Origin of the sequence: Lysinibacillus sp. AR18-8, assembly GCF_001705465.1 — a bacterium.
In the GTDB taxonomy this organism is placed as follows: Bacteria; Bacillota; Bacilli; order Bacillales_A; family Planococcaceae; genus Lysinibacillus; species Lysinibacillus capsici.
The window spans coordinates 261,396-282,117 of sequence record NZ_MDGU01000015.1; the positions used below are offsets into that span (position 1 = coordinate 261,396).

Genomic DNA, 20,722 nt, shown 5'->3' on the forward strand with positions numbered 1-20,722 from the left:
ACACTAAGAAAATCTTAAGAATTGATGTCTGAGTTTGTTAAGATTTAATTAGTATTATATCCTTATACGAATCCTATAGGGGTGATTGACATGAACCTAAAGCGGTGGAGGAGTGAATGTAGTTGAACATTTTGATTTGTGATGATGATAAAGAAATTGTTAGGGCGATTAGCATTTATTTAGAAAATGAGGGCTATCAAGTATTCAAAGCTTACAATGGGATAGAGGCAATCGATCTTATTCGAGATCACATTATTCATCTTATTATTATGGATATTATGATGCCCAAAATGGATGGGATTACGGCGACGATGAAGATTCGGCAAGATAATATGATTCCGTTAATTATGCTTTCTGCTAAATCAGAGGATTATGATAAAATACTGGGATTAAATATCGGAGCAGATGATTATATGGCCAAGCCGTTTAATCCATTAGAACTTGTGGCTAGAGTGAAATCGCAGCTCAGAAGGTATACGACCTTTGGAAGTCTTGAGAGGAGTAGTGCTGTATTTCAAACGGGTGGTCTTGTGATTGATGATGAACAGAAAATCATTACTGTTGATAAACAAGAGGTTCATTTGACACCAGTGCAATATAAAATCTTAAAGCTTCTCACAGCCAATGCTGGAAGAGTATTCACGATTGAAGAAATTTATGAAAAGGTATGGAATGTCAGGGCTATTAATCCTGAAAATACGGTTTCGGTTCATATTCGAAAGATTCGAGAAAAAATTGAAATTAATCCAAAAGAGCCGAAGTATTTAAAAGTTGTATGGGGAGTTGGGTATAAGGTTGAGAAAGTTGAGAAGTATTAGTCATGCACTTATTACGAAAGTAGTTGTGTTTCTAATTGCTGTCGCTTGTTTAACTGGTATAGCGAGAGTAATGATTAACATGGAATTTAATGAGATTCATCTTAGTAGTATAAATCAAGATAACTATTTTGAAAGTCGAGCATTCGCAGATGAAAGTTACAGCATTATTGCTCCTTTAGCGCAATTAATCGGAAAATACAAAAGTGAAGAATATATTTTAAGTGGGAAGACACTAACAGAAGAGGATAATAGAAGAATCGAAGAGGAATTATATTATGATTTTCGCAATTCTTACAGATATAATCCTAATTTGAGTGAAGAGGAAAATAAGCACATCTATCAGGAAAAATATGCAAAAGACATTGCTAGAACAAAAGATGAAAGTATGACAGAACAGGTAAGAAATTTTTATCAATTACGCAGTTCGCTCGAAGCCTATGAAGGAATTGTGTTTTATGCGAGTGACGGTGAACATAAGTTCTCCAATAGTGATCTCACTAAGAAAGAGCAATTTGAATCCTTTGATGCCTATATGTTATTTGAAGATTATCAACAAAAGCTTTACCCAAATGAAGTGAAAGAAAGTCAATACTTGGATTACTTTACACACGAAGTTAACATGTTGAACCCACAAACAGATGTTATTTATGTGGCGTTTAAAGATTCTTACCTACAGCAAAAAATATCGGAATGGGAAAAAGATAAAGCGGCTGCCCAAGGTTTTCTGAATGAATGGATAGTATTTCTAGCAGGGTTTATTTTATGTTTTGTGTATTTAATCATAGTTATTGGAAGAACGCCATTTGATAAAGAAGAAATTCATTTCCATGTCATAGATAAACTTTATAATGATCTTAATATTGTGCTTATCGGTTGCTTAACAGCGATGTGGATCGCCATGATTGTTGAAGTCTTCCGTGATATGTACATGTTCTTCACCGTGCCTATTTTTATCATTGGCTTACTATTGATTTTATCACTCGTAAAGCATATTAAAAATAGAACGTTATTTCAGCATACACTCCTCTATCAACTATTCAAAAAGCTATTTATTTTGCTGAAACATGTTTTTGACAGTGGCAGTACAGGCGTCAAAATTGTGCTGCTAGTTATTGGCTATCCATTAGTAGTGGCGGCTACGTTTTTCATGTTTCCTATTACGATGGGGATTGCTGCCTGGTTGGCAATGAGAAAGGTGAAGTCGTTTAACCGCATTAAAGAGGGTGTAGAGCAAATTAAAAATGGAGATCTTCATCATCGAATTGAAGTTGACGGAAAAGGGGAGTTTAATCAACTTGCAGAAAATATTAACCGTATTACAGATGGGTTAAAAAAGGCAGTGGATAGTGAAATCAAGAGTGAGCGTTTAAAAACAGAACTTATTACGAATGTTTCGCATGATATTAGAACGCCTTTAACGTCAATTATTACGTATGTTGATTTATTGAAATTAGAAAACGATCCTAAAATGATTGAAGAATATGTAGATGTGTTAGATCAAAAATCTAAAAGACTGAAGCTTTTAACGGATGATTTATTTGAAGCGGCTAAAGCATCAAGTGGTAGTATACCTGTTCAGTTAGAACGGATTGATATCGTCTCATTACTAACGCAAGGAATTGGAGAAATGGATGAAAAAATTGAAGCCTCGTCATTAGATTTTAAGTTAGCCCATCCAACAGAAAAAGTGTATGTGAAGGCTGATGGTAAACTCCTATGGCGTTCCATCGAAAACTTATTCTCGAATATTTTTAAATACGCACTGCCTACATCAAGGGTATATATTGGTGTTGAAGACGTAGGGAATGAAATACTTGTGACATTTAAAAATATTTCAGCATATGAATTAAATATTTCAGTTGATGAGTTAATGGAACGCTTTAAACGGGGCGACGAATCAAGATCAAGTCAAGGTAGCGGATTAGGGTTGTCGATTGCTGAAAGCCTTATTCACATCCAGAATGGCAAATTCTTAGTTCAAGTAGATGGTGATTTATTTAAGGTCATGATTTATCTACCGAAATTTCCAAATGAATAATGTAATAAAGGAATAGGATACATGCGAGTCCTATTCCTTTTGTGTACGTAAAGAAGATAAAAAAAGAGAGCGGCATAAGCCAACTCTCCCTTAACTTAGTTAAGATTCTTTTGTAAAAATGCCTTTGTACGGTCGTTTTGAGGGTTTGTAAAGAAGTTGTCTGGATGATCGGATTCGATAATTTGACCACCATCCATAAAGACGACCTTATTTGCTACCTCTCGTGCAAAGCCCATTTCGTGTGTTACCACAATCATCGTCATCTGATCCTCTGCTAGGCTTTTCATAACCTTTAATACTTCGCCTGTCAGCTCAGGATCTAAGGCAGAGGTAGGCTCATCAAATAATAAAATTTGAGGATTCATCATAAGGGCACGTGCAATTGCTACCCGCTGTTTTTGGCCGCCAGAAAGATTAGCTGGAAAAGCCTTGGCCTTGTCGGCAAGACCAATTTTTTGTAGTAAATCTTGACAGCGTTTTGTAATGGCTTCTGCCGATTCTGTTTTTAATAAGCTCGGTGCCATTTCAAGGTTTTGCTGAACGGTTAAATGGGGGAACAGGTTAAAGTGTTGAAAGACCATCCCCATTTTAGCTGTGATTGCTTTGATGTCTTGTGGCTTTGTATATCGACCATCTTGCACTAAATAATCGCCATCTACTACAATACTGCCACCATCGATTTCTTCTAAATGTATTAAGCTTCGAAGCATTGTACTTTTCCCAGATCCAGAGGGACCGATAACTGCAATGACATCATTCTTCTCTACTGAAAATGTAATTTGTTTCAGAACCTCCACCTGATCGAAAGATTTCTTCAAATTTGTTACTTCCATTAATGCCATATGTGTCACCTCTATTCGAATTTAAAGCGTTTTTCTAGCCATTTAAAGAACACCGTCAAGACAAGGGTCATGACTAAGTAAATTGCACCAGCAATAAAGAACGGTGTAATTGTGAAGTCACGATTGACAGCTGTTTGCGCAAAATGTAGTAATTCTGGAACAGCAACTGCATAAAGTAGGGCTGTATCCTTAATTAGTGTAACGGATTCATTTGATAAAGCGGGTAAGGCGACACGAAACATTTGTGGCAAAATAACACGTGTCGTCGTTTGCCATTTGGATAAGCCGAGTACCTGGGCTGCCTCATATTGTCCTTTATCGATGGCAAGAAGACCACCACGGAATATTTCTGCAAAGTAGGCAGCATAATTTAAAATAAAGCCAAGACATGCGGCTACAAAACGATCCAATACTAAATATTCACCGATTACTGGCAGCATAGGTAGACCAAAGCAAATTAATAATAATTGTAGTAATAGTGGTGTACCACGCATGATATAAATATACGTATGTGCAAGCCAAGCGAGTGGTTTTATCCGACTTTTTACGGTGAGTGTTAGTAAAAAGCCAAATGGAATCGATACCAGAATGGCAATGAAGAACAGTAAAACTGTCATTTTTGCTCCTTCTAGCATCGGTAATATCATAGTTTGCCAGTAATCCGCCATAACGATGTCCCTCCAAAAAGAGTAAGAGTTCCGCTAAGGAAACTCTTACAGTTGATGTATCCTGTCATTATTTTAATACTTTATCTTCACCGAACCATTTTGTTGAAATGTCAGCCGCAGTACCGTCTTCATTCATTTTGTCTAACGCGGCTTGTAGTTTTTCTAATAAGGCTTCATTTCCTGGTTTCACACCAATACCGTATTGCTCAGGTGCGAGTGATTCCTCTAATAATTTGAATGTGTCAGGCTCTTGTGTCATGTAATATTCTGCAACTACAGCATCAATTACCACAGCATCAACACGGCCTGTTTTTAAGTCTGATAATGCTAAAACATTATCCGCAAATTCTGTAATTTTTTTCACTTCTTTGTGAATTGGATTACCGTTTAATGCATCGGCTGCAGAAGAAAGGGATTGAATACCTACTTCTTGTCCAGCTAAATCACTTAGCTTCGTAATCTTTGAATCTGCCTTTGTTATTACAACTTGAGAGTTTTCAAGATAAGGCTTTGTAAATAAAACTTTTTCCTTACGTTCATCTGTAATGGTATAACCGTTCCATATTAAATCAATACGTCCACTTAATAATTCAGCCTCTTTTGTTTTCCAATCGATTGGCTGGAATTCTGCTTCAACGCCCATATGCTCTGCTGCAGCGCGAGCTAAATCAATATCGAATCCAACGATGTCATTTTTATCATCGCGGAAGCCCATTGGTGCAAATTTATCGTCAATTCCAATAATAATTTTTTCTTGATCTGCTGCTGTTTCGTCTTTTTCTGCTGTCTTTTCTTTTGAAGTACCGCATGCTGCTAAAACGATGACAGCTGTCAGCATCATAAATAAAGTCAATACACGTTTCATTTTAGTTTCCCCCTATAATCTAACGCTTTCGTTTGCTAAACTGCTAATGTGTTAAAGGATAACATCGTACTCTAACAATGTCAATATCGTTTTGGATTAATCAGAAAATGAGTGGCGTTTTCTAGCTATTTTTTGAATATCATAAAATAATGAAATTGGGGGAAAGTAAGTAACTGAAGAATAGGGAAAAGAAAAAGGGACTGCTCCAATAGAACAGTCCTGTGAAATGAGCTAGCCATTTTTGCTTTGGATTGCTTTTCGTGCCAAGGCATCAGCCGCTTTATTTTGTGAGTCGGGCACCCATTTGATAAAGAATAAATCAAAGCTAGTAGCAAGCGCTAAAGCTTTTTCTAAATAAGGTTTAAATTCCTCATTTTTCACATATTCTTTTTCCATAGAAGCAACAACGATTTTGGAATCTGAACGCACCGAGACAAGAGGGGAGCCTAGCTTTTGCGCTTCTTCAAGACCACGAACCAATGCTGAAAACTCAGCAATATGGTTGTTTGTTTCCCCAATATACTCGCTGATTTGGATCTGGTGACCTTCACCTTTAATAAATATTCCTATACCACTTGGCCCGGGATTTCCTGCACTGGCAGCATCTATATAAACCTCTAACATATCATCCCTACTTTGCGTTTTGACTTCTCTATAATTGTACAACAAGGCTATGGGCAAAGCATCCTTGTGGGGCAATTCGTGTTTGAAAAAAATACGTTGGAAGTAAACAAAATAGTTGCTTGTTGAAATTGAACGCTTCATAATAGTAGGAAGTGAATTTTGGACGTGAAAGGAGCGAGAGTTCAACATGGATAAAGTGACGGTTATGAAGGATATTGATGAACTGCATGATACGTATTGTTCGGATTGCTTAGTGATTAAGCAATTACGTAAAGAACGTGGTAAACCAGGGGCTCATCGTTTCTGCATTGAAGCCTGTTCAGTTGGAGAAAAGCTACAGTTCCTAGGGGAAGAACTTTTAAAAGTTTATAGCAAATAAACACATGAGAAAAAGCTACATGTATTAGCAAAACGCTAGTACATGTAGCTTCTTTAATTGTCAAGATTATTTCGTTTCAGCATAGCTGCTTAGATCTTGGTAATACTTTGTAAGAGAGGAAGCCGAAATATCGAATGTCGCAGCGATTTCTTTTACCGTCATAGAAAGGGACTCAAACAGCTCCTTTTCCTGACCGTAACGAATAGCACCAGCTGCAATGGCCGCTTCTTTACGCGCAGTCGGTTGACCTTCAATTAAATAGTCTTCTAAAAGCTCAAGCATCGGTGCTGTTTCACGCTCATTTTGCTCTAGGAAGTCTTTTACTTGTGTCAGGACATTGCTCTCAAAGTTTGAAAATTCCTCACCTTTATAGCCATTTGATACTAATAACTCCCAAAATGCTAGGTGCTCTTCTTTTAAGAAGGAGCCAACCTTCTTCTCTGAAGCCTCAAAGCGCTTCTTAAATTCTTCAAAGACCTTCGCATGATCCTCTGGGAAGAAAATCAGTGTAGACACAGCTAAATAATGAGCCGATTTCTTCGTGCCATCTGGTAAAATGAAGGCAAATACATGCATACCTTCAGGAATCGGTTTGTTATTTTCACGTCGAATATAAAGTTCATCATTTGTAAGTATATGATTAGCCTTGAAATATTTTTCCTCAACAACAGACACCGTACCAATAAATAAAGTAGGCTGAGACCAATCTTCAAGTACTTTGACTGTAGAAGGTCTTACCGCTTTTTTCTTCGTTTTCTTCAAATAATTTTTCCAAATAGATGGCTCTTGATGGAAGAAAAAGTCGTCTAAAGCGATGGCTTCAATAAGCTCTCGCTGTAAAACGCTCTCTAATTTAGGCTGCCATGTGCCCACATGCTCAATATAGGCACGAACATCTTTACGTTCTGGATATTCTAAGTAAAATGTTTGTAGCACACGCTCTAATTCTTCGATTTGTACTGCTTCCACTGTTACTTGTTGTTTGCCTTCACAACATTTTTTATATTTTTTGCCGCTACCGCATGGGCATGGATCATTACGTTTTACCATAATTAGAACACTTCCTTTAATCATTGTTAATCGTATATTGCTAAATAATTTGCGTACTCTTAATAATAACGGTACTTTTGTATGAAGAAAAATGATTGTCTATTTTGAAATATCTAAAAAATATAGAGGGACGCCCTGATTCTAGTATATGTACGTATTTTTCTACTTAGAACTAAAAAAAGAAAACGATCTATACCTTGAATAGGCAGGACCGTTTTCTAGTTAAATTATTGCTGAACCGCTTCGATTTCCACTGTTAGACGTTCAAGCTCATCAATTAAATGGCCAATGTAGGCAATTGTATCACGAAGTGGTTGGTCAGTCGTAATATCAACACCAGCCATTTGCGCTAACTCCACTGGTGATTTTGTACCGCCAGCCCGAAGAACTGCTAGCCAATCTTCAACAGCTGGAGCGCCCTCTTTTAAAATACGTTGAGACACTTGTGTGGAGATGGTTAACCCTGCACTATATGTGTATGGATAAAGGCCCATATAATAGTGCGGCTGACGCATCCATGTGAGTTCAGCACCTTCAGAAATAGCGACAGTATCACCCCAGAAATCTTCCAACACGGAACGTTTTAATTGATTGAGGATGGTTGCATTAACTGCTTCTCCAGCATCAATTAATTCATATACTTTGCGTTGATAGGCAGCTTCTAGTAAATGTGTAACAAAGTTATGATAATATGTTTTCGCTACAATATTGGAAATTACCCAACGTTTAAAGCGTAGATCTTCATTATGTGTTAGTAAATAATTTGCTAACAGCATTTCATTCATTGTCGATGGCGCTTCAATAAAGTATAGAGATGGACGACTATTAAGATACGATTGATGTTCATACGTATTTGCAAAATGCCCAGCATGACCAAGCTCATGAATAAGTGTAAAGACTTCATTCATTTGTTCATTCCAAGACATTAAAATATAAGGATGGCTACCATACGGACTTGAACAAAATGCCCCTGTAGATTTTCCTTTGTTTGGCGCATAGTCAATCCAGCGTTCATTAAAGGCTCTCTCCATTAATTGATTATAGTCTTCACCCATAACGGCTAATGCCTTTTCAACATATTCTTTTGCCTCAGCCATTGATAATCTTGGATCATACTCAGGATCCAGCGCAATTTTTAAATCTGCAAATGTCATTTGGTCGATTCCGTTGGCTTTTTGAATTAACGTTGCATAGCGACGCATATGCGGGGCAAGCTCTTTTGTAATTAAATCAATTTGACGATTATAGAGCGAACGATCGACATCTTGATCAAATAATAAATAATCAATGACAGAATTAAAGCCTCTTAGGTCAGCCATTGTTTTTTCTTGTTGAATATGTGTGTTATATACTTGTGCCGTTGTATGCTGGTAATCGCGTAGCTTGCTTGAAAAAGCTTGAAAGGCAGCACGGCGTACATCTGTATTTGCTTCAAACTCCCAGTCATTTTCGTACAGCACAAAGCTAAGAGGATGCTTTTCGCCATTGGCTTCAAATTCGCCAAAATCCATGTCCACTAATTTCGTCGTATTGTACGTTTTATATGGCGCGTCAAATGTGGCACTGAAGGCTGCCAGCGCTTTTTCCACTTCAGGATGGAGCTGGTGTGGTTTTTGTTTTAATAATTCCTCTAGATATCGTTTGTAAAGAGGGCTTAATGTCGCTGCTTCTTGTAAAACAGCTTCATCCAATGCTAGTAACTCGCTGCGCACGAAGGATAGTGCACTGCTGACTTTTCCTATAGCTGTACCAAACTTTGCAGCACGCATTTGTGCTACATCATTTGTGCGATCTGTCTCAAGATTTAAGCTTGCATATGTGCCAATCGGAACAAACTTTTTTTGTAGCTCTTCAAAGGCTGTTAACACGTCGATTACTTTTTGTGCATTTGTAATCGTACCTTTGTATTGTTGCTCGAAGCTAAGTGCATCTTCCACTAATTGTGCTAAGGTAGGTTCAAAATCAGCCTCATTGCTCAATAAATCTGTTAAATCCCAAGTTTCCTCTACTGCAACATCTTTTCGTAATGGTAAAACTTTCATTTATGGACACCCCTTTACATATAAGTGATTTCATTATAACGAAACTATTTCGGAAAGTGAAATAATTTCATAGAATAGTTGAAATATTCTTACTCTAAATCGTTTCTCATGAAGGATGTTTGAAATATTGTCGGTCGGGAACAATGAGTGTATAGCCAACATCTTTTATTACTCATACTAATGGCTAGAACAAGACATATTGGAGGAGAAATTGATTATGACACAAAACTTAAACAAACAATTAAATAAGCTAGTGGCGACATGGTCTGTGCTTTATACAAAGCTACACAATTATCATTGGTATGTCACAGGTCCAGCCTTCTTTACACTGCATGCAAAATTTGAAGAGCTATATAATGAAACAACATTGAATTTAGATGAAATAGCAGAGCGTATTTTATCAAAGGATGGCAAGCCAGTGGCAACATTAAAAGAGCATCTAGAGCTATCCTATGTAGATGAAGCAACAGGTGAAGAAACGACAGAGGACATGGTTGCAACGACAATCTCAGATTTCCAAAAGCTGATGAAAGCTTTAAATTCTACAATGGAGCTAGCCGCAGAAGAAGGAGACGACCGTACAGAGGATTTACTCAATGCCATGTATCAGTCTCTTGAAAAGCATACATGGATGTTAAAGGCCTTTCTTGACAAGTAAAAATTGACAATTTGCATGCTGAAGAAGAAATTCTCTCCAGCATGCTTTTTTTCTGCCCTGAACTTATTATGTCAAATCAGCAACGTAGTTTAAGGCAATTTAACAATTATTACAGTTTAGTAAAATGGGTTTGTTTGTGTGTAGTGCGGGTAATTACCTAGTAAGCCATACAACATAGGAGGAATTGAACATGATGAATGAACAAAATCCAAAAATTGAGGTGGCCCATACAAGGGATGAAATGCTTCACATTTTAGAGAATATGCGAATGGAAGGTTATCACCAAGACGATATTCATATTATTGCGAGAGATCCCCAACAGTTTGAGGATGTAAAATGGGATGCCGATGTGCAAACGCATGAGGCTGGAAATTGGGTAGATCAATTTAAATCTTGGTTTACAGGCGACTCAGCCGTTACAGAGGGTTTAAAACGATTTAATCTGTCAGAGGGACAAATCGCTTACTATGCGCATCTTGTAGAACAAGGAAGTATTGTCTTATATGCAGAACATGAGGATGATGTCGATACACTCCAAACATATCCAGAGACTGCTGAAGAGCAAGAGGAGCGTTTAAGAAATCAACAGCGTATGGCAGAAGCAGAGCAATATAGAAGATTTTTATAATGAATCAAACTAACGAGATATGACTATTCCTTGCTAGTTTGAATATAGACAAAGTCGATTGTTTCGACTTTGTCTATTATTTTATCTAGCATTTCTTGAAAAGAAGGGCTATTTTTTAAATGCCATCTTTATATTTAGAAATGTTATTTTTCGCATTTAGTATTGATAGAATAGGATCACTTGTTTTCTTTTTAAAAGGTTGCGAAAGCAGGTCTTGTAAATTAGTAGATTCTCTCATATCAAGGCTTTGTTTGGTTTCCATGAGGAGAACCCTTTGTCCTGTTGGTTTGACAAGGTATTGACGTACATAGCCATTTTCGTATCTGACCTCAATTTTCGATTTGTTCTTTTTTTCGTCTTCCTCTTCACGGCCACCGACATGTCTCATTAAATCCAGTAGGTTTTGTGTTTGAATTGGTTGATTATCCTTGGTTGGTAAATAATATGACGTATGTAAGGTTTGAATTTGCATGTATGAATCTCCTTTATTTTCGTACCTGTAAAAATTAGTCTATTTTACATGTAATCGTGCTATAAATTCAATACATAGTAAAAGGAAGCTTGAGAAATAACTCTCAGCTTCCTCTTTTATTCATATGCACTATATTATTGTATGACTTTTTCCTGTGCATCCTTTTTCATAAAACGTAATACATGGAAATGCTCTAATTGTGCTACTAAATTCCCTATAAGAATGAAGCTGCCACCAATCATTAATTTCATTGTTATGCCTTCTCCGATAAACATCATGGCAAACATAGCGGCAAAAATTGGTTCTAAGGAGAATATAAGACCTGTATGTGTAGCAGAAGTATACTGTTGTGCAACAGTTTGACCAACAAAGCAAAACGCACTACAGATGATGCCAAGCCCTAAAATAGCAATCCAGGATATTGCTGAATTTGGCATTGTTGGTGTTTCGAATAGAAAGGTTAACACAAGTGCATAAATTCCAGCAAAGCCAAGCTGATAAATTCCGTATGAAATGGACTCTACATTTCGTGTGAATGAGCTATTTAAAAGTAAATAAATTGAATAACATAACGCAGCAATTGCTACTAATAAATCACCTTTATGGAATGTGAATGAGCCGTGTGCTGTTAAGACGGTAATACCAATCATGGTACAAATGATTGCAAAGCTAACTGCTCGAGAAGGTAATTTTTTTTCAATAAAGCTGCTGAAAATCGGCACTAACACGACCGTTAGGCTCAAGATGAAGCCAGCATTTGAAACAGAAGTAGATTGTAAACCAAATAAACTTAACGCGAACACAATGAATAATAAAAATCCTTGAATAGCCGCATATTTTAATGTTTTACCATTTACTTTGATCATCCGTTTGTAAAAAATAAGTCCTGCTACGAAAAATGCGATGATACAACGTAATGCCACCACATTATAAACTGCCAACGTTTCTAGCCCCATGACCATAAAGGTATAAGAGAGCCCCCAAAACATTGTGACAATAACCATCAATACATTTGCTTTTCCTTGGATACTCATTATGTTCACCTACCATCTGTGTACTAAAACAGTTTTATACTAAAAATTACTATATATCTTGTGTTGTGATTAGTAAAACGAATGTTTATAATGAATAGGATTAAAAAAATTCATGTATATAGAGGGATTGCAGATGAGCTTAGTGAAATATGAGATTTTAACAAAGGTGGCAGAGGTGGCAAGCTTTACAAAAGCAGCTGATGCGCTAGGGTTAACACAATCTGCTGTGAGTCATGCCGTATCGAGTTTAGAAAAAGAGTTTGGCTTTGCGCTCATTCATCGAAGTCGTGTGGGTGTGACATTAACGAGTGAGGGACAAACAATGCTAAGGGCAATGCGTCAGGTTTTGGATGCTCAGGAATTATTGCAACAGGAAGCAGCTCACATTCATGGCGTGACACGAGGTAAGGTTCGAATTGGTGTGATATCGAGTATTTCTTCAAATTGGATGCCAGAAATTGTTCGAATTATGGATAATCAATTTCCAGGGATACAGGTGGAGTTACGAGAGGGAGATTACTATGAAATTGAACAATGGCTTTTAAGTGGTGAAGTAGAAGCAGGATTTTTGAATGGTCAAAAGTCAGAGCAATATCAGTTCACTGAGCTCCAACAAGACCCATTATTATGTATTGTTTCGGATAAAAGTCCATTGTTTGATAAGACAGAAATTGATATCGTAGATTTAGAGGATATGCCATTTATTATGACTTCCTATAAAGGGACAAATGATGTCAAGGTGCTATTAGAGCAATATCATGTTAAGCCGAATATCCGCTTTGAGCTTTCCGAGGAGGTAGGGATTCTTTCCATGATTTCTCATCATTTAGGGATCAGTATTTTACCTCAGTTGGTTATTCAAAATTTACCGCCAACATTGAGAGCGATTCCGTTAAAGCAAGGTGGCTACCGAACGATTGGTATTGCCATGAAACACCATGCTTCGCCCGTCACAAAGAAATTTGCAGAGATATTAAGTGCTTGGCTAAAAGAACAAAACAGCTCCCTAAAATAGTGGCTATTGAAGCCTATCCTTACATTACGTTAAAATAGTATTTGTATATATTTCAGAAAATAGGTGAGTGTATGGGGACATTACAGGGCAAAACCGTACTCATTACAAGTGGGGGAACACTTGAAAAATGGGATCGTGTACGAGGTCATACGAATTTATCAAAAGGCACAATGGGGTGTTATTTAGCAGAGGCGGCGCTGGCTGCTGGCGCTAACGTAGTATACATGCATGGTTACTTTGCACAGCTCCCAGAAAACCAAAATGATATGACATTGATACAATTTGAAGGCATAGAGGATTTAGGACAAAAGGTGCGTCATGCAGTTCAACAACAACATGTCGATATCGTTATTATGGCGGCTGCGGGCTCTGATTGGATCATTGACAAAGTATATGATCAATCAGGTAATTTAATGGAGGAAACGGGGAAAATGCCTTCTGACGAACCACCTATTATTCATTTTAAAAATGCACCAAAAGTATTAGGTCAAATTAAGGGATGGCAACCGAATGTAACGTTAGTAGGCTTTAAGCTCGAAGCAACGAATGATGAGGAATTCTTGTTAGCTCGTGCCAGACTGCGTATGGAAACAGCCAATGCACAATTTATGGTAGCAAATAGCTCTCAGTCTTTATATGGGGGGGATGAACCTCATTGGATTGTACCTGCTGATGGACAGCCTCTTAAAGTAATGGGCAAGCAAAAAACAGCAGAAGCTTTAATGATGTATTTACAAAATCAATAAATGTGAACTGTGTAGAGAAATATTTCTACACAGTTTTTTCTTGTCTAAAAGGTTAGCATCCTATAATATTTACTTAACGGTCGGTAAAAAAGGAGGGTAATAATGGGAAATAAAGAACAAACTTTTCACAAAATTATAGAAATTGCTTATGGGATGTTTGCGGAAAATGGATTTGAAAAAACAAGCTTAGCAATGATTGCTACAGAGGTCGGTATTTCAAAACCAGCCATTTACTATTATTTTCAATCAAAAGATCAATTAATCGCTTTCATATTTGATGAATTGTATAAAGAAATTCAACATGATGTTGCTGTGGATTATAAAGAGCTTTCTTCTGCTAATTTTAAGGAGGAATTACTTAAGCTAGGCTATAAATCTATTGAGGCACAGGACAAGGACCCTTATTTTAATAAAATATTTAATCAATATGTACTATTAGCGGCCCGCGATGAAAACTATAAAAGACAATTAGTAGAGCTAGAAACCAGCTTTTTAACGAGCTTTGTTGCTATACTACGATATGGCGTACAGCTAGGCGTGCTAGAGGATACTCCCCATATAGAAGCGAAGGCACAAATGCTAGCCCTCGTCTATGATAATATCGGTAATTTCATGTTAACAGGCAACCAATTGAACTATAGGGCTATTTGGAAGGAGGCTGTACATAGCGTTATCCAAGGGGGCAAAGATGACAAAAAGAAATGATGATCGGCGCATTGAAGGTCTTGATTTTGCAAGAGCTCTCGCCATGCTTGGCATGTTCATTGTCAATTTTGGCGTCATAACAGGTTCTACAACGAATGGTTCAACATGGTTAATTGCCTTCCAACATCTTTTCGAGGGACGTGCTTCGGCCGTATTTGTCATGCTAGCAGGAATAGGGACAGCCTTAATGACTCATCAGGCTAGAGAGAGTAAGGACCCAATCCTTCTTCGTCAAAATCGACTTACTTTGTGGAAGAGGGCGCTTTTGTTATTTACGATAGGGATAATTTTATATGCAATCGGCTGGACAGGAGATATCTTACATTATTATGGCGTGTATATGTTTGTTGCTGCTTGGTTGATTGCCCAATCCAAGAAAATGATGATCTTCATAATCGGTGCCATCCTTATTCTTTCACAATGGCTTCAAATTCAATTTAGTTACCTTGCTGGTTGGCATCCAACATATGTGCTACTAGAGTATCTTGATTTTTGGACACCAGCAGGATTTATAAGAAATTTGATGTTTAATGGCTATCATCCACTATTCCTCTGGATTTGCTTCTTTCTGATAGGTATGGTAGTGGGCACATTAGATTTAACAAATCATACATTAAGAAAAAACTTACTGGTGATAGGTTTATTGTTAGTCATCATGACTGAGACTTGTTCAACGTTATTCATTAAGATGACAACCATTCATTTATTAGATGTAGAGAGTGCATTGTATTTATTTGATACAGGACCGATTCCACCGAATATGATGTATGTCCTATCTAATTCGGCTTCGGCTATTGTTATCATTGTTGGCTCCATCTATCTTGTAGAGACATGTAAAAATAAAGTTATTCAATCTTTCATATTAACAGGACAAATGTCTTTAACGCATTATGTTGGCCATGTTGTTATAGGCATTGGAATACTAATTATTTGCCAAAAGCTGGAGAACCAAACACTTGCTTTTTCCATGCTGTATGCCTGCTGTTATTTTTTAGGATGTGTCGTTGTTTCTGTATGGTGGAGGACTAAACATCATCGAGGCCCACTTGAATTCATGATGAGGAAATGGAGCTTGTAATAAATTAATGGATTGCCATCTATTTCTCACTGACTAGGCATAAAATACTTTAGGTATAGGGAGTCTTTTAATCTAAACGACATATTGCATAGTATTCAACTAGGTTTTCTAATATTTTGTATTGACATTCCTATAGCAGAATTATAGAATTATTTTCAAGAAACGCAGTACTCTTATCAAGAGAGGTGGAGGGACTTGGCCCAATGAAGCCTCGGCAACCGAACAACAGGTGCCAAATCCAACAGATGGTGTCTGAGAGATAGGAGGGGCTATCAATCAGTTTGATGCGTTGGCCTCTTTATGAACAATAAGGATAAAAAAGAAGGGGTGTATCGTATGGCTCAGTCAGTAAAAGTAGATGATAAGAAACTAGAGGCAATTGCGAAGGCGATTCAAAATCTTGAATTTGGTGAAGTGCATATTACGATTCAAGATGGTGTGATTGTGCAAATTAATAGGCTTGAAAAGCAGAGATTTCCGCAGAAAAAATAACAATGATTTCAGTAGAACTTATGTCAAACGGCCACCTATAAGCATGAAGGATTTCCTGTGCTTACAAGTGGCCCTTTTTTTGTGTAAAGACTAGCTATAAAAGCTTTTTGGTATGGGACCGATATGACGGCGATGATAAAGCAAAGGCTCTTTTTGAGCATTTGTAATGTCTACGACCTGCCCAATAAAAATGGTATGGTCGCCAGCATCGATTTGCTGAAATGTTTTACATTGTAAATTAGCTGCTGTATCATGTAAAATCGGTAGTCCTAAAGAGGAAGTTGACCATTTTGCTTGTGCAAAGCGATCAGGGATTTTACTGGCAAATAGTGTACATAAATGCTCTTGATCACTCGCTAAAATATTGACCGCAAAATTTGGCGCAGTCGTGAAATAAGGATGGAGCTGAGATTTTTTATCGAGTGACCACAAAATAAGGAGCGGGTCGATTGAAACAGATGCAAAGGAATTGACGGTTAAGCCAATCGGTTTTGTGTCATGACATGTCGTGACAACTGTTACGCCTGTAGGATAATTACCTAATGCCAATTTAAAAGCAGCTACTAAATCTGTCATTCAAATCACCTCTTTATGAAATTAGTGAACGGAGTTTGTAGGTAAACGAAACTTTTTTTCATATCCTACTAGTAACTCCTTTTCTTGAGTAAATTTTAAACTAATCAAACATACAGGTAAAGGTAATGGGGAAAGAAAGGGGAATGGCCATGACTTTATATTTTGATCATTTGGTTCATCAAGTGGAATCACCAGAAAATATAAAGGTTTTCTTCAATAAACGAAATGTCCATACAGTGAATGGTGGGCAGCACACGATGTGGGGGACTTATAATACGTTAAGCTACTTTGGCTTAAGCTATATTGAACAAATTGCTATCTATGATCGTGATTTATTTGAGCAAGCGGCACAATACCCATATTCCCTACATTATACGTTTAAACGTGATCAAGAGCGCCAGGGATTTTCTCGAATTGCTCTGCGCACAAAAAATATTGAGGAAGAGGGTCGACGCTTGCGAGCATTGGGCTATGAAGTATATGGACCAGATGCATGTAGCAGAACAAGACCAGATGGCACTGTGGTAGAATGGAAGCTACTGCATTTTGGTAAGCCAGATCTGCCAATTGATTTTCCATTTTTGATTGAATGGGCGGAGGAAGATGAAGAACGTTTGGTTCAATTAAAGGCAAGTGGTGCCATTGATGTCAAACAGGCTATAACGATGGAATCCGTCCAATTCTACGTCAAGGACATGCAGGCAACAGTTAAGCTGTGGCAAGAGGTGTTACAGCTACCAGTGCCTACGCAATATGAGCAGTATTTGTCACTACAGCTACCGAATATGCGCTTAGATTTCTATGAGGAAGAGAGCGCGATGACAATGACACTTGGTCATGTCAAAGAGGGACCATTTGGTGTGACATTAAAGGATCCTAAACGAACAAAGGAAACTTTAGTTTGCCCTGGTGCTTTTTATTGGATAAATCGATAAGGAGAAAAGGCTGGGCCATAACTAACTGGGACCTTCATTAAGCCGAATAATCTTTAAATTAACAAACATGATAACTAGAAAAACCGAACTATTCCGAAACACTTCGTAAGCGTTTTAGTGGATAGCTCGGTATTTTTATGGGCTGAAACACTTTTGCTTCCGCCTTTTTACATAAGTATTGAAAAACAAAACCATCAATAGAATTTCTGATGCTGGCTACTTGCTTTCCTGTGGATTTAGCGTTACAGAGGAGACCCTGGAGCGAAATCACCCCAACCTTGCTAAAAAGTTTTAGCTAGTGACATGATCTTTAATTCAACAATATGGAAAAATCCACTTCATCAGAAAAGTGGATTTTCGTTGCCAATTATTATTCAATTGTCATTTTTTTCGGTGTTTCTGTACCTGTATACCAATCAAATTCAATTTCAAATGAATGCTTGTCGCCCTTTTTTGTATAGGAGTATTCGATTTTGAGCTGTTCACTTGGGCTGACAACTGTTGGCTCTGTGTCTTGAACAAAAGTGAATTCACCATTTTCTTTAAGCTTTTTTGCAATCGTTTCCAGTGTTGCTGCAAATTCTGCTACACTTTGTCGTTCTTTATGCTTCAAAATAACTTCAGTCATGGGTTTATTTTGTTTTTGCATCGAAATCCCTCCTTACGTCTTGTTACTTCTATTATAACATGGAGGGGGCATTCAGCTTATAAAACAATACAAAAAGCGGATGAAGGAAACGATGCATTTCCTAATCCGCTGCTAATCTGGAACTACACGGATAGTCCCATTACGCTTATAGTTTTACAACATTTGATGCTTGGGGTCCACGATTGCCTTCCACAACATCAAATGAAACCTTTTGACCTTCTTCAAGTGTACGGAAGCCTTCCTCCTGGATGCCCGTAAAATGAACAAATACATCTTCGCCATCATCACATTCAATAAAGCCATAACCTTTTTCATTATTGAACCACTTTACGATCCCCTGTTGCATAAGCATTCGCCTCCAATGCGCTTGAATGTAAAATAAAGTTAAATAAATGGTGCACTCATTGAGAAAATGTGAAAAAATTGCATTTTCTCTTAGAACATACAGGAATTGAACAAATAAGTCAATTGATTGACGAAATGCTTGCATATCTGGCTTTCTTTTTTTTCACAATTAAGACTATAATGGAAATGAACAACATAGAAAGTAGGATGCCAAATGACAACGAAAAATCAACCATTATCAGATTTAGAAATCGCTAGTCAAGCAGTGATCAAACCTATTACGGAAATTGCCAATGCTGCGGGTATTCCAGAGGATGCTCTTGAGCAGTATGGACGCTACAAAGCAAAGATCGACCCATTAAAAATTACTGCTCAGGGCGAGGATGCAAAGGTAGTATTAGTATCAGCTATTAGTCCAACCCCAGCTGGTGAAGGAAAGTCGACTGTGACTGTTGGACTAGCAGATGCCCTTCATCAATTAGATAAGAAGGTGATGGTCGCATTACGTGAACCATCATTAGGTCCAGTCATGGGCGTAAAAGGTGGCGCAACTGGCGGAGGTTACGCACAAGTTATACCAATGGAGGATATTAATTTACATTTTACTGGCGACCTTCATGCGATTACAACAGCTAACAATGCTTTATCCGCATTTATTGATAATCATATCCACCAAGGAAATACACTTAACATTGATCCACGACGCATTATTTGGAAGCGTGTCATGGACTTAAATGATCGTGCCCTTCGTAAGGTAGTGGTGGGATTAGGTGGTCCTGTTCAAGGCATGCCGCGTGAGGATGGCTTTGATATTACGGTTGCCTCTGAAATTATGGCAGTATTCTGTTTAGCCACAAGCATTGAGGATTTACGTGAGCGCATCGCTAGTATTGTTATTGGCTATACTTTCGAGCGTGAGCCTGTCTTTGTACGTGATTTACAGGTAGAGGGTGCCTTAACACTATTATTAAAAGATGCCTTTAAGCCAAACCTAGTTCAAACATTAGAGGGAACACCTGCTATTATCCATGGTGGTCCATTTGCGAATATTGCCCACGGCTGTAATTCTATTATGGCGACACAAACCGCTCGTAAGCTAGCTGATATTGTGGTGACAGAAGCGGGCTTCGGCTCTGATTTAGGTGCTGAAAAATTCATGAACATTAAAGCTCGTAAGGGAGGCTTTAAACCAAGCGCAGTTGTCATTGTAGCGACAATTCGTGCATTAAAAATGCATGGTGGTGTACCGAAAACAGCGCTTGTAGGTGAAAATGTGGAAGCACTCCTACAAGGAATTGAAAACTTAGCTAAACATGTAGATACAGTTCGTACATTTGGCGTTGAACCAATTATTGCCTTAAATCGTTTTATCACGGACACAGAGGCTGAGCTAGAAGCCGTTCTGAACTGGTGTCAAGAAAATCATGTTCGCATTGCCCGTACGAATGTCTGGGAAGAGGGCGGTAAAGGTGGTCTAGCCTTAGCTGAGCAAGTACTAGCTGTGCTAGAGGAAGAAAACAGCTTCTCTCCTTTATATGATGTAACAGAGTCAATTGAAGAAAAGGTACGTACGATTGTGCAAAAGGTATATGGCGGGAAAGATGTGCAATTTACAGACCAAGCTAAAAAACAAATTGCCCAAATCGAAAAATTTGGTTGGGACTCCCTTCCAATTTGTATGGCGAAAACCCAGTATTCTTTATCAGACCAACCAAGTTTACTTGGTCGTCCAGAAGGCTTTACCATCACAATTCGCGAAGTTATTCCAAAGCTTGGTGCAGGCTTCTTAGTTTGTCTAACTGGCGATATTATGACAATGCCAGGACTTCCAAAAGCACCAGCTGCTCTACGTATGAATGTCGATAACGAAGGACATGCGGTAGGATTGTTCTAACAGAATATTAAAAGCTGCCTACTTAAATGGGCAGCTTTTTTATTGATAATGGGTAAACATGGTTTGTAGGAGGTGACCCAATTCAACGTCTATCTACAATGCAAATATGGTATAAAAGTAAAATTTCGGATGATTCCTTCATCCACCTCTTGAGTAAAAATTCATAAAA

23 protein-coding genes and 1 riboswitch are annotated in these 20,722 nt (G+C 37.8%); of the genes, 12 read left to right on the plus strand and 11 right to left on the minus strand.

Translation table 11 applies throughout. The features are described 5' to 3' along the window. Positions 1 to 122: 122 nt before the first annotated feature. Both BFM98_RS14070 and BFM98_RS14075 read left to right on the plus strand, forming a co-directional pair. Positions 123 to 818, plus strand: coding sequence for a response regulator transcription factor (locus tag BFM98_RS14070; RefSeq protein ID WP_048390068.1), 696 nt, complete (start codon positions 123 to 125; stop codon positions 816 to 818). After that, entirely contained in the window at positions 796 to 2,856 is a 2,061-nt protein-coding gene (locus BFM98_RS14075) for a HAMP domain-containing sensor histidine kinase (protein WP_066037701.1), read from the plus strand. The genes BFM98_RS14070 and BFM98_RS14075 overlap by 23 nt, the downstream gene beginning before the upstream one ends. Before the next feature lie 95 nt (positions 2,857 to 2,951). Here BFM98_RS14075 and BFM98_RS14080 read toward each other — a convergent pair whose 3' ends face one another. The 4 genes from BFM98_RS14080 to BFM98_RS14095 form a co-directional block, all read right to left on the minus strand. Beyond that, positions 2,952 to 3,698, minus strand: a complete 747-nt coding sequence (locus BFM98_RS14080) for an amino acid ABC transporter ATP-binding protein (protein ID WP_066037702.1) — start codon at positions 3,696 to 3,698, stop codon at positions 2,952 to 2,954. Between the two features lie 11 nt (positions 3,699 to 3,709). Next, positions 3,710 to 4,366, minus strand: a complete 657-nt coding sequence (locus BFM98_RS14085) for an amino acid ABC transporter permease (RefSeq protein ID WP_066037703.1) — start codon at positions 4,364 to 4,366, stop codon at positions 3,710 to 3,712. 67 nt (positions 4,367 to 4,433) lie between these two features. Then, positions 4,434 to 5,231, minus strand: coding sequence for an amino acid ABC transporter substrate-binding protein (locus BFM98_RS14090; protein WP_054550807.1), 798 nt, complete (start codon positions 5,229 to 5,231; stop codon positions 4,434 to 4,436). Between the two features lie 231 nt (positions 5,232 to 5,462). Next, a complete protein-coding gene (locus BFM98_RS14095) occupies positions 5,463 to 5,855 on the minus strand; it encodes a ribonuclease HI family protein (RefSeq protein WP_066037704.1) in 393 nt (130 codons plus the stop codon). 187 nt (positions 5,856 to 6,042) lie between these two features. Here BFM98_RS14095 and BFM98_RS14100 point away from each other — a divergent pair, with 187 nt between their 5' ends. After that, positions 6,043 to 6,234 (plus strand): zinc-finger domain-containing protein, encoded by a 192-nt coding sequence (locus tag BFM98_RS14100; RefSeq protein WP_004269383.1) that lies wholly within the window; start codon positions 6,043 to 6,045, stop codon positions 6,232 to 6,234. A 66-nt stretch (positions 6,235 to 6,300) separates the two neighbouring features. Here the strand turns inward: BFM98_RS14100 and BFM98_RS14105 are convergent, their stop codons facing one another. Both BFM98_RS14105 and pepF read right to left on the minus strand, forming a co-directional pair. Continuing rightward, the gene (locus BFM98_RS14105) at positions 6,301 to 7,284 is read right to left on the minus strand and encodes an SEC-C domain-containing protein (RefSeq protein ID WP_004269384.1); all 984 of its coding nucleotides are present in this window, start codon (positions 7,282 to 7,284) and stop codon (positions 6,301 to 6,303) included. A gap of 227 nt (positions 7,285 to 7,511) precedes the next feature. Further along, positions 7,512 to 9,326, minus strand: a complete 1,815-nt coding sequence (gene pepF, locus BFM98_RS14110) for an oligoendopeptidase F (protein ID WP_066037705.1) — start codon at positions 9,324 to 9,326, stop codon at positions 7,512 to 7,514. A 217-nt stretch (positions 9,327 to 9,543) separates the two neighbouring features. Here pepF and BFM98_RS14115 point away from each other — a divergent pair, with 217 nt between their 5' ends. Both BFM98_RS14115 and BFM98_RS14120 read left to right on the plus strand, forming a co-directional pair. Next, complete coding sequence (locus tag BFM98_RS14115; RefSeq protein WP_054550810.1) at positions 9,544 to 9,984, plus strand: Dps family protein; 441 nt, start codon at positions 9,544 to 9,546, stop codon at positions 9,982 to 9,984. Positions 9,985 to 10,174: 190 nt separating this feature from the next. After that, positions 10,175 to 10,612 carry a general stress protein gene (locus BFM98_RS14120; RefSeq protein ID WP_048390084.1) on the plus strand — a complete coding sequence of 146 codons (438 nt, stop codon included), beginning with the start codon at positions 10,175 to 10,177 and terminating at the stop codon, positions 10,610 to 10,612. 115 nt (positions 10,613 to 10,727) lie between these two features. Here BFM98_RS14120 and BFM98_RS14125 read toward each other — a convergent pair whose 3' ends face one another. Together BFM98_RS14125 and BFM98_RS14130 are read right to left on the minus strand one after the other, a co-directional pair. Then, the gene (locus BFM98_RS14125; RefSeq protein WP_066037706.1) at positions 10,728 to 11,084 is read right to left on the minus strand and encodes a hypothetical protein; all 357 of its coding nucleotides are present in this window, start codon (positions 11,082 to 11,084) and stop codon (positions 10,728 to 10,730) included. A 134-nt stretch (positions 11,085 to 11,218) separates the two neighbouring features. Further along, on the minus strand, positions 11,219 to 12,118 hold the full coding sequence (locus BFM98_RS14130; protein WP_004269389.1) for a DMT family transporter: 900 nt from the start codon (positions 12,116 to 12,118) through the stop codon (positions 11,219 to 11,221). 133 nt (positions 12,119 to 12,251) lie between these two features. Between BFM98_RS14130 and BFM98_RS14135 the strand changes: the two genes are divergently transcribed. The 5 genes from BFM98_RS14135 to BFM98_RS14155 all read left to right on the plus strand — a co-directional run bounded on the left by BFM98_RS14135 (position 12,252) and on the right by BFM98_RS14155 (position 16,154). Continuing rightward, a complete protein-coding gene (locus tag BFM98_RS14135) occupies positions 12,252 to 13,133 on the plus strand; it encodes a LysR family transcriptional regulator (protein ID WP_048390089.1) in 882 nt (293 codons plus the stop codon). A 71-nt stretch (positions 13,134 to 13,204) separates the two neighbouring features. After that, positions 13,205 to 13,879 (plus strand): phosphopantothenoylcysteine decarboxylase domain-containing protein, encoded by a 675-nt coding sequence (locus tag BFM98_RS14140; RefSeq protein ID WP_066037707.1) that lies wholly within the window; start codon positions 13,205 to 13,207, stop codon positions 13,877 to 13,879. A gap of 102 nt (positions 13,880 to 13,981) precedes the next feature. Continuing rightward, positions 13,982 to 14,584: a TetR/AcrR family transcriptional regulator gene (locus BFM98_RS14145; RefSeq protein WP_066037708.1), complete on the plus strand. Its 603-nt coding sequence runs from the start codon at positions 13,982 to 13,984 to the stop codon at positions 14,582 to 14,584. Continuing rightward, positions 14,568 to 15,662: a DUF418 domain-containing protein gene (locus tag BFM98_RS14150; protein WP_066037709.1), complete on the plus strand. Its 1,095-nt coding sequence runs from the start codon at positions 14,568 to 14,570 to the stop codon at positions 15,660 to 15,662. The genes BFM98_RS14145 and BFM98_RS14150 overlap by 17 nt, the downstream gene beginning before the upstream one ends. Before the next feature lie 170 nt (positions 15,663 to 15,832). Then, positions 15,833 to 15,928: riboswitch (SAM riboswitch) on the plus strand. A 34-nt stretch (positions 15,929 to 15,962) separates the two neighbouring features. Next, positions 15,963 to 16,154: a YezD family protein gene (locus BFM98_RS14155; RefSeq protein ID WP_036218773.1), complete on the plus strand. Its 192-nt coding sequence runs from the start codon at positions 15,963 to 15,965 to the stop codon at positions 16,152 to 16,154. Positions 16,155 to 16,244: 90 nt separating this feature from the next. On the opposite strand, the gene BFM98_RS14160 is transcribed toward BFM98_RS14155, so the two are convergent. Beyond that, complete coding sequence (locus BFM98_RS14160; RefSeq protein WP_048390098.1) at positions 16,245 to 16,730, minus strand: flavin reductase family protein; 486 nt, start codon at positions 16,728 to 16,730, stop codon at positions 16,245 to 16,247. A gap of 149 nt (positions 16,731 to 16,879) precedes the next feature. Between BFM98_RS14160 and BFM98_RS14165 the strand changes: the two genes are divergently transcribed. Beyond that, entirely contained in the window at positions 16,880 to 17,665 is a 786-nt protein-coding gene (locus tag BFM98_RS14165) for a VOC family protein (protein ID WP_048390099.1), read from the plus strand. Between the two features lie 370 nt (positions 17,666 to 18,035). Here the strand turns inward: BFM98_RS14165 and BFM98_RS14170 are convergent, their stop codons facing one another. Together BFM98_RS14170 and BFM98_RS14175 are read right to left on the minus strand one after the other, a co-directional pair. After that, the gene (locus BFM98_RS14170; RefSeq protein WP_048390101.1) at positions 18,036 to 18,314 is read right to left on the minus strand and encodes an amphi-Trp domain-containing protein; all 279 of its coding nucleotides are present in this window, start codon (positions 18,312 to 18,314) and stop codon (positions 18,036 to 18,038) included. Between the two features lie 145 nt (positions 18,315 to 18,459). After that, positions 18,460 to 18,660, minus strand: coding sequence for a cold-shock protein (locus tag BFM98_RS14175; protein ID WP_004269397.1), 201 nt, complete (start codon positions 18,658 to 18,660; stop codon positions 18,460 to 18,462). Positions 18,661 to 18,873: 213 nt separating this feature from the next. On the opposite strand from BFM98_RS14175, the gene BFM98_RS14180 reads away from it, so the two are divergent. Then, entirely contained in the window at positions 18,874 to 20,553 is a 1,680-nt protein-coding gene (locus BFM98_RS14180; protein ID WP_066037710.1) for a formate--tetrahydrofolate ligase, read from the plus strand. Positions 20,554 to 20,722 lie beyond the last annotated feature (169 nt).

Excerpts from the sequence above, each read along its gene's own strand:
- BFM98_RS14095 (WP_066037704.1), bottom strand. The coding sequence starts at position 5,855 with ATGTTAGAGGTTTATATAGATGCTGCCAGTGCAGGAAATCCCGGGCCA.
- BFM98_RS14135 (WP_048390089.1), top strand. The coding sequence starts at position 12,252 with ATGAGCTTAGTGAAATATGAGATTTTAACAAAGGTGGCAGAGGTGGCA.
- BFM98_RS14105 (WP_004269384.1), bottom strand. The coding sequence starts at position 7,284 with ATGGTAAAACGTAATGATCCATGCCCATGCGGTAGCGGCAAAAAATAT.
- BFM98_RS14145 (WP_066037708.1), top strand. The coding sequence starts at position 13,982 with ATGGGAAATAAAGAACAAACTTTTCACAAAATTATAGAAATTGCTTAT.
- BFM98_RS14120 (WP_048390084.1), top strand. The coding sequence starts at position 10,175 with ATGATGAATGAACAAAATCCAAAAATTGAGGTGGCCCATACAAGGGAT.
- BFM98_RS14080 (WP_066037702.1), bottom strand. The coding sequence starts at position 3,698 with ATGGCATTAATGGAAGTAACAAATTTGAAGAAATCTTTCGATCAGGTG.
- BFM98_RS14180 (WP_066037710.1), top strand. The coding sequence starts at position 18,874 with ATGACAACGAAAAATCAACCATTATCAGATTTAGAAATCGCTAGTCAA.
- BFM98_RS14175 (WP_004269397.1), bottom strand. The coding sequence starts at position 18,660 with ATGCAACAGGGGATCGTAAAGTGGTTCAATAATGAAAAAGGTTATGGC.
- BFM98_RS14100 (WP_004269383.1), top strand. The coding sequence starts at position 6,043 with ATGGATAAAGTGACGGTTATGAAGGATATTGATGAACTGCATGATACG.
- BFM98_RS14165 (WP_048390099.1), top strand. The coding sequence starts at position 16,880 with ATGACTTTATATTTTGATCATTTGGTTCATCAAGTGGAATCACCAGAA.
- BFM98_RS14155 (WP_036218773.1), top strand. The coding sequence starts at position 15,963 with ATGAACAATAAGGATAAAAAAGAAGGGGTGTATCGTATGGCTCAGTCA.
- BFM98_RS14115 (WP_054550810.1), top strand. The coding sequence starts at position 9,544 with ATGACACAAAACTTAAACAAACAATTAAATAAGCTAGTGGCGACATGG.
- BFM98_RS14125 (WP_066037706.1), bottom strand. The coding sequence starts at position 11,084 with ATGCAAATTCAAACCTTACATACGTCATATTATTTACCAACCAAGGAT.
- BFM98_RS14160 (WP_048390098.1), bottom strand. The coding sequence starts at position 16,730 with ATGACAGATTTAGTAGCTGCTTTTAAATTGGCATTAGGTAATTATCCT.
- BFM98_RS14090 (WP_054550807.1), bottom strand. The coding sequence starts at position 5,231 with ATGAAACGTGTATTGACTTTATTTATGATGCTGACAGCTGTCATCGTT.
- BFM98_RS14150 (WP_066037709.1), top strand. The coding sequence starts at position 14,568 with ATGACAAAAAGAAATGATGATCGGCGCATTGAAGGTCTTGATTTTGCA.
- BFM98_RS14170 (WP_048390101.1), bottom strand. The coding sequence starts at position 18,314 with ATGCAAAAACAAAATAAACCCATGACTGAAGTTATTTTGAAGCATAAA.
- BFM98_RS14130 (WP_004269389.1), bottom strand. The coding sequence starts at position 12,118 with ATGAGTATCCAAGGAAAAGCAAATGTATTGATGGTTATTGTCACAATG.
- pepF (WP_066037705.1), bottom strand. The coding sequence starts at position 9,326 with ATGAAAGTTTTACCATTACGAAAAGATGTTGCAGTAGAGGAAACTTGG.
- BFM98_RS14085 (WP_066037703.1), bottom strand. The coding sequence starts at position 4,366 with ATGGCGGATTACTGGCAAACTATGATATTACCGATGCTAGAAGGAGCA.
- BFM98_RS14140 (WP_066037707.1), top strand. The coding sequence starts at position 13,205 with ATGGGGACATTACAGGGCAAAACCGTACTCATTACAAGTGGGGGAACA.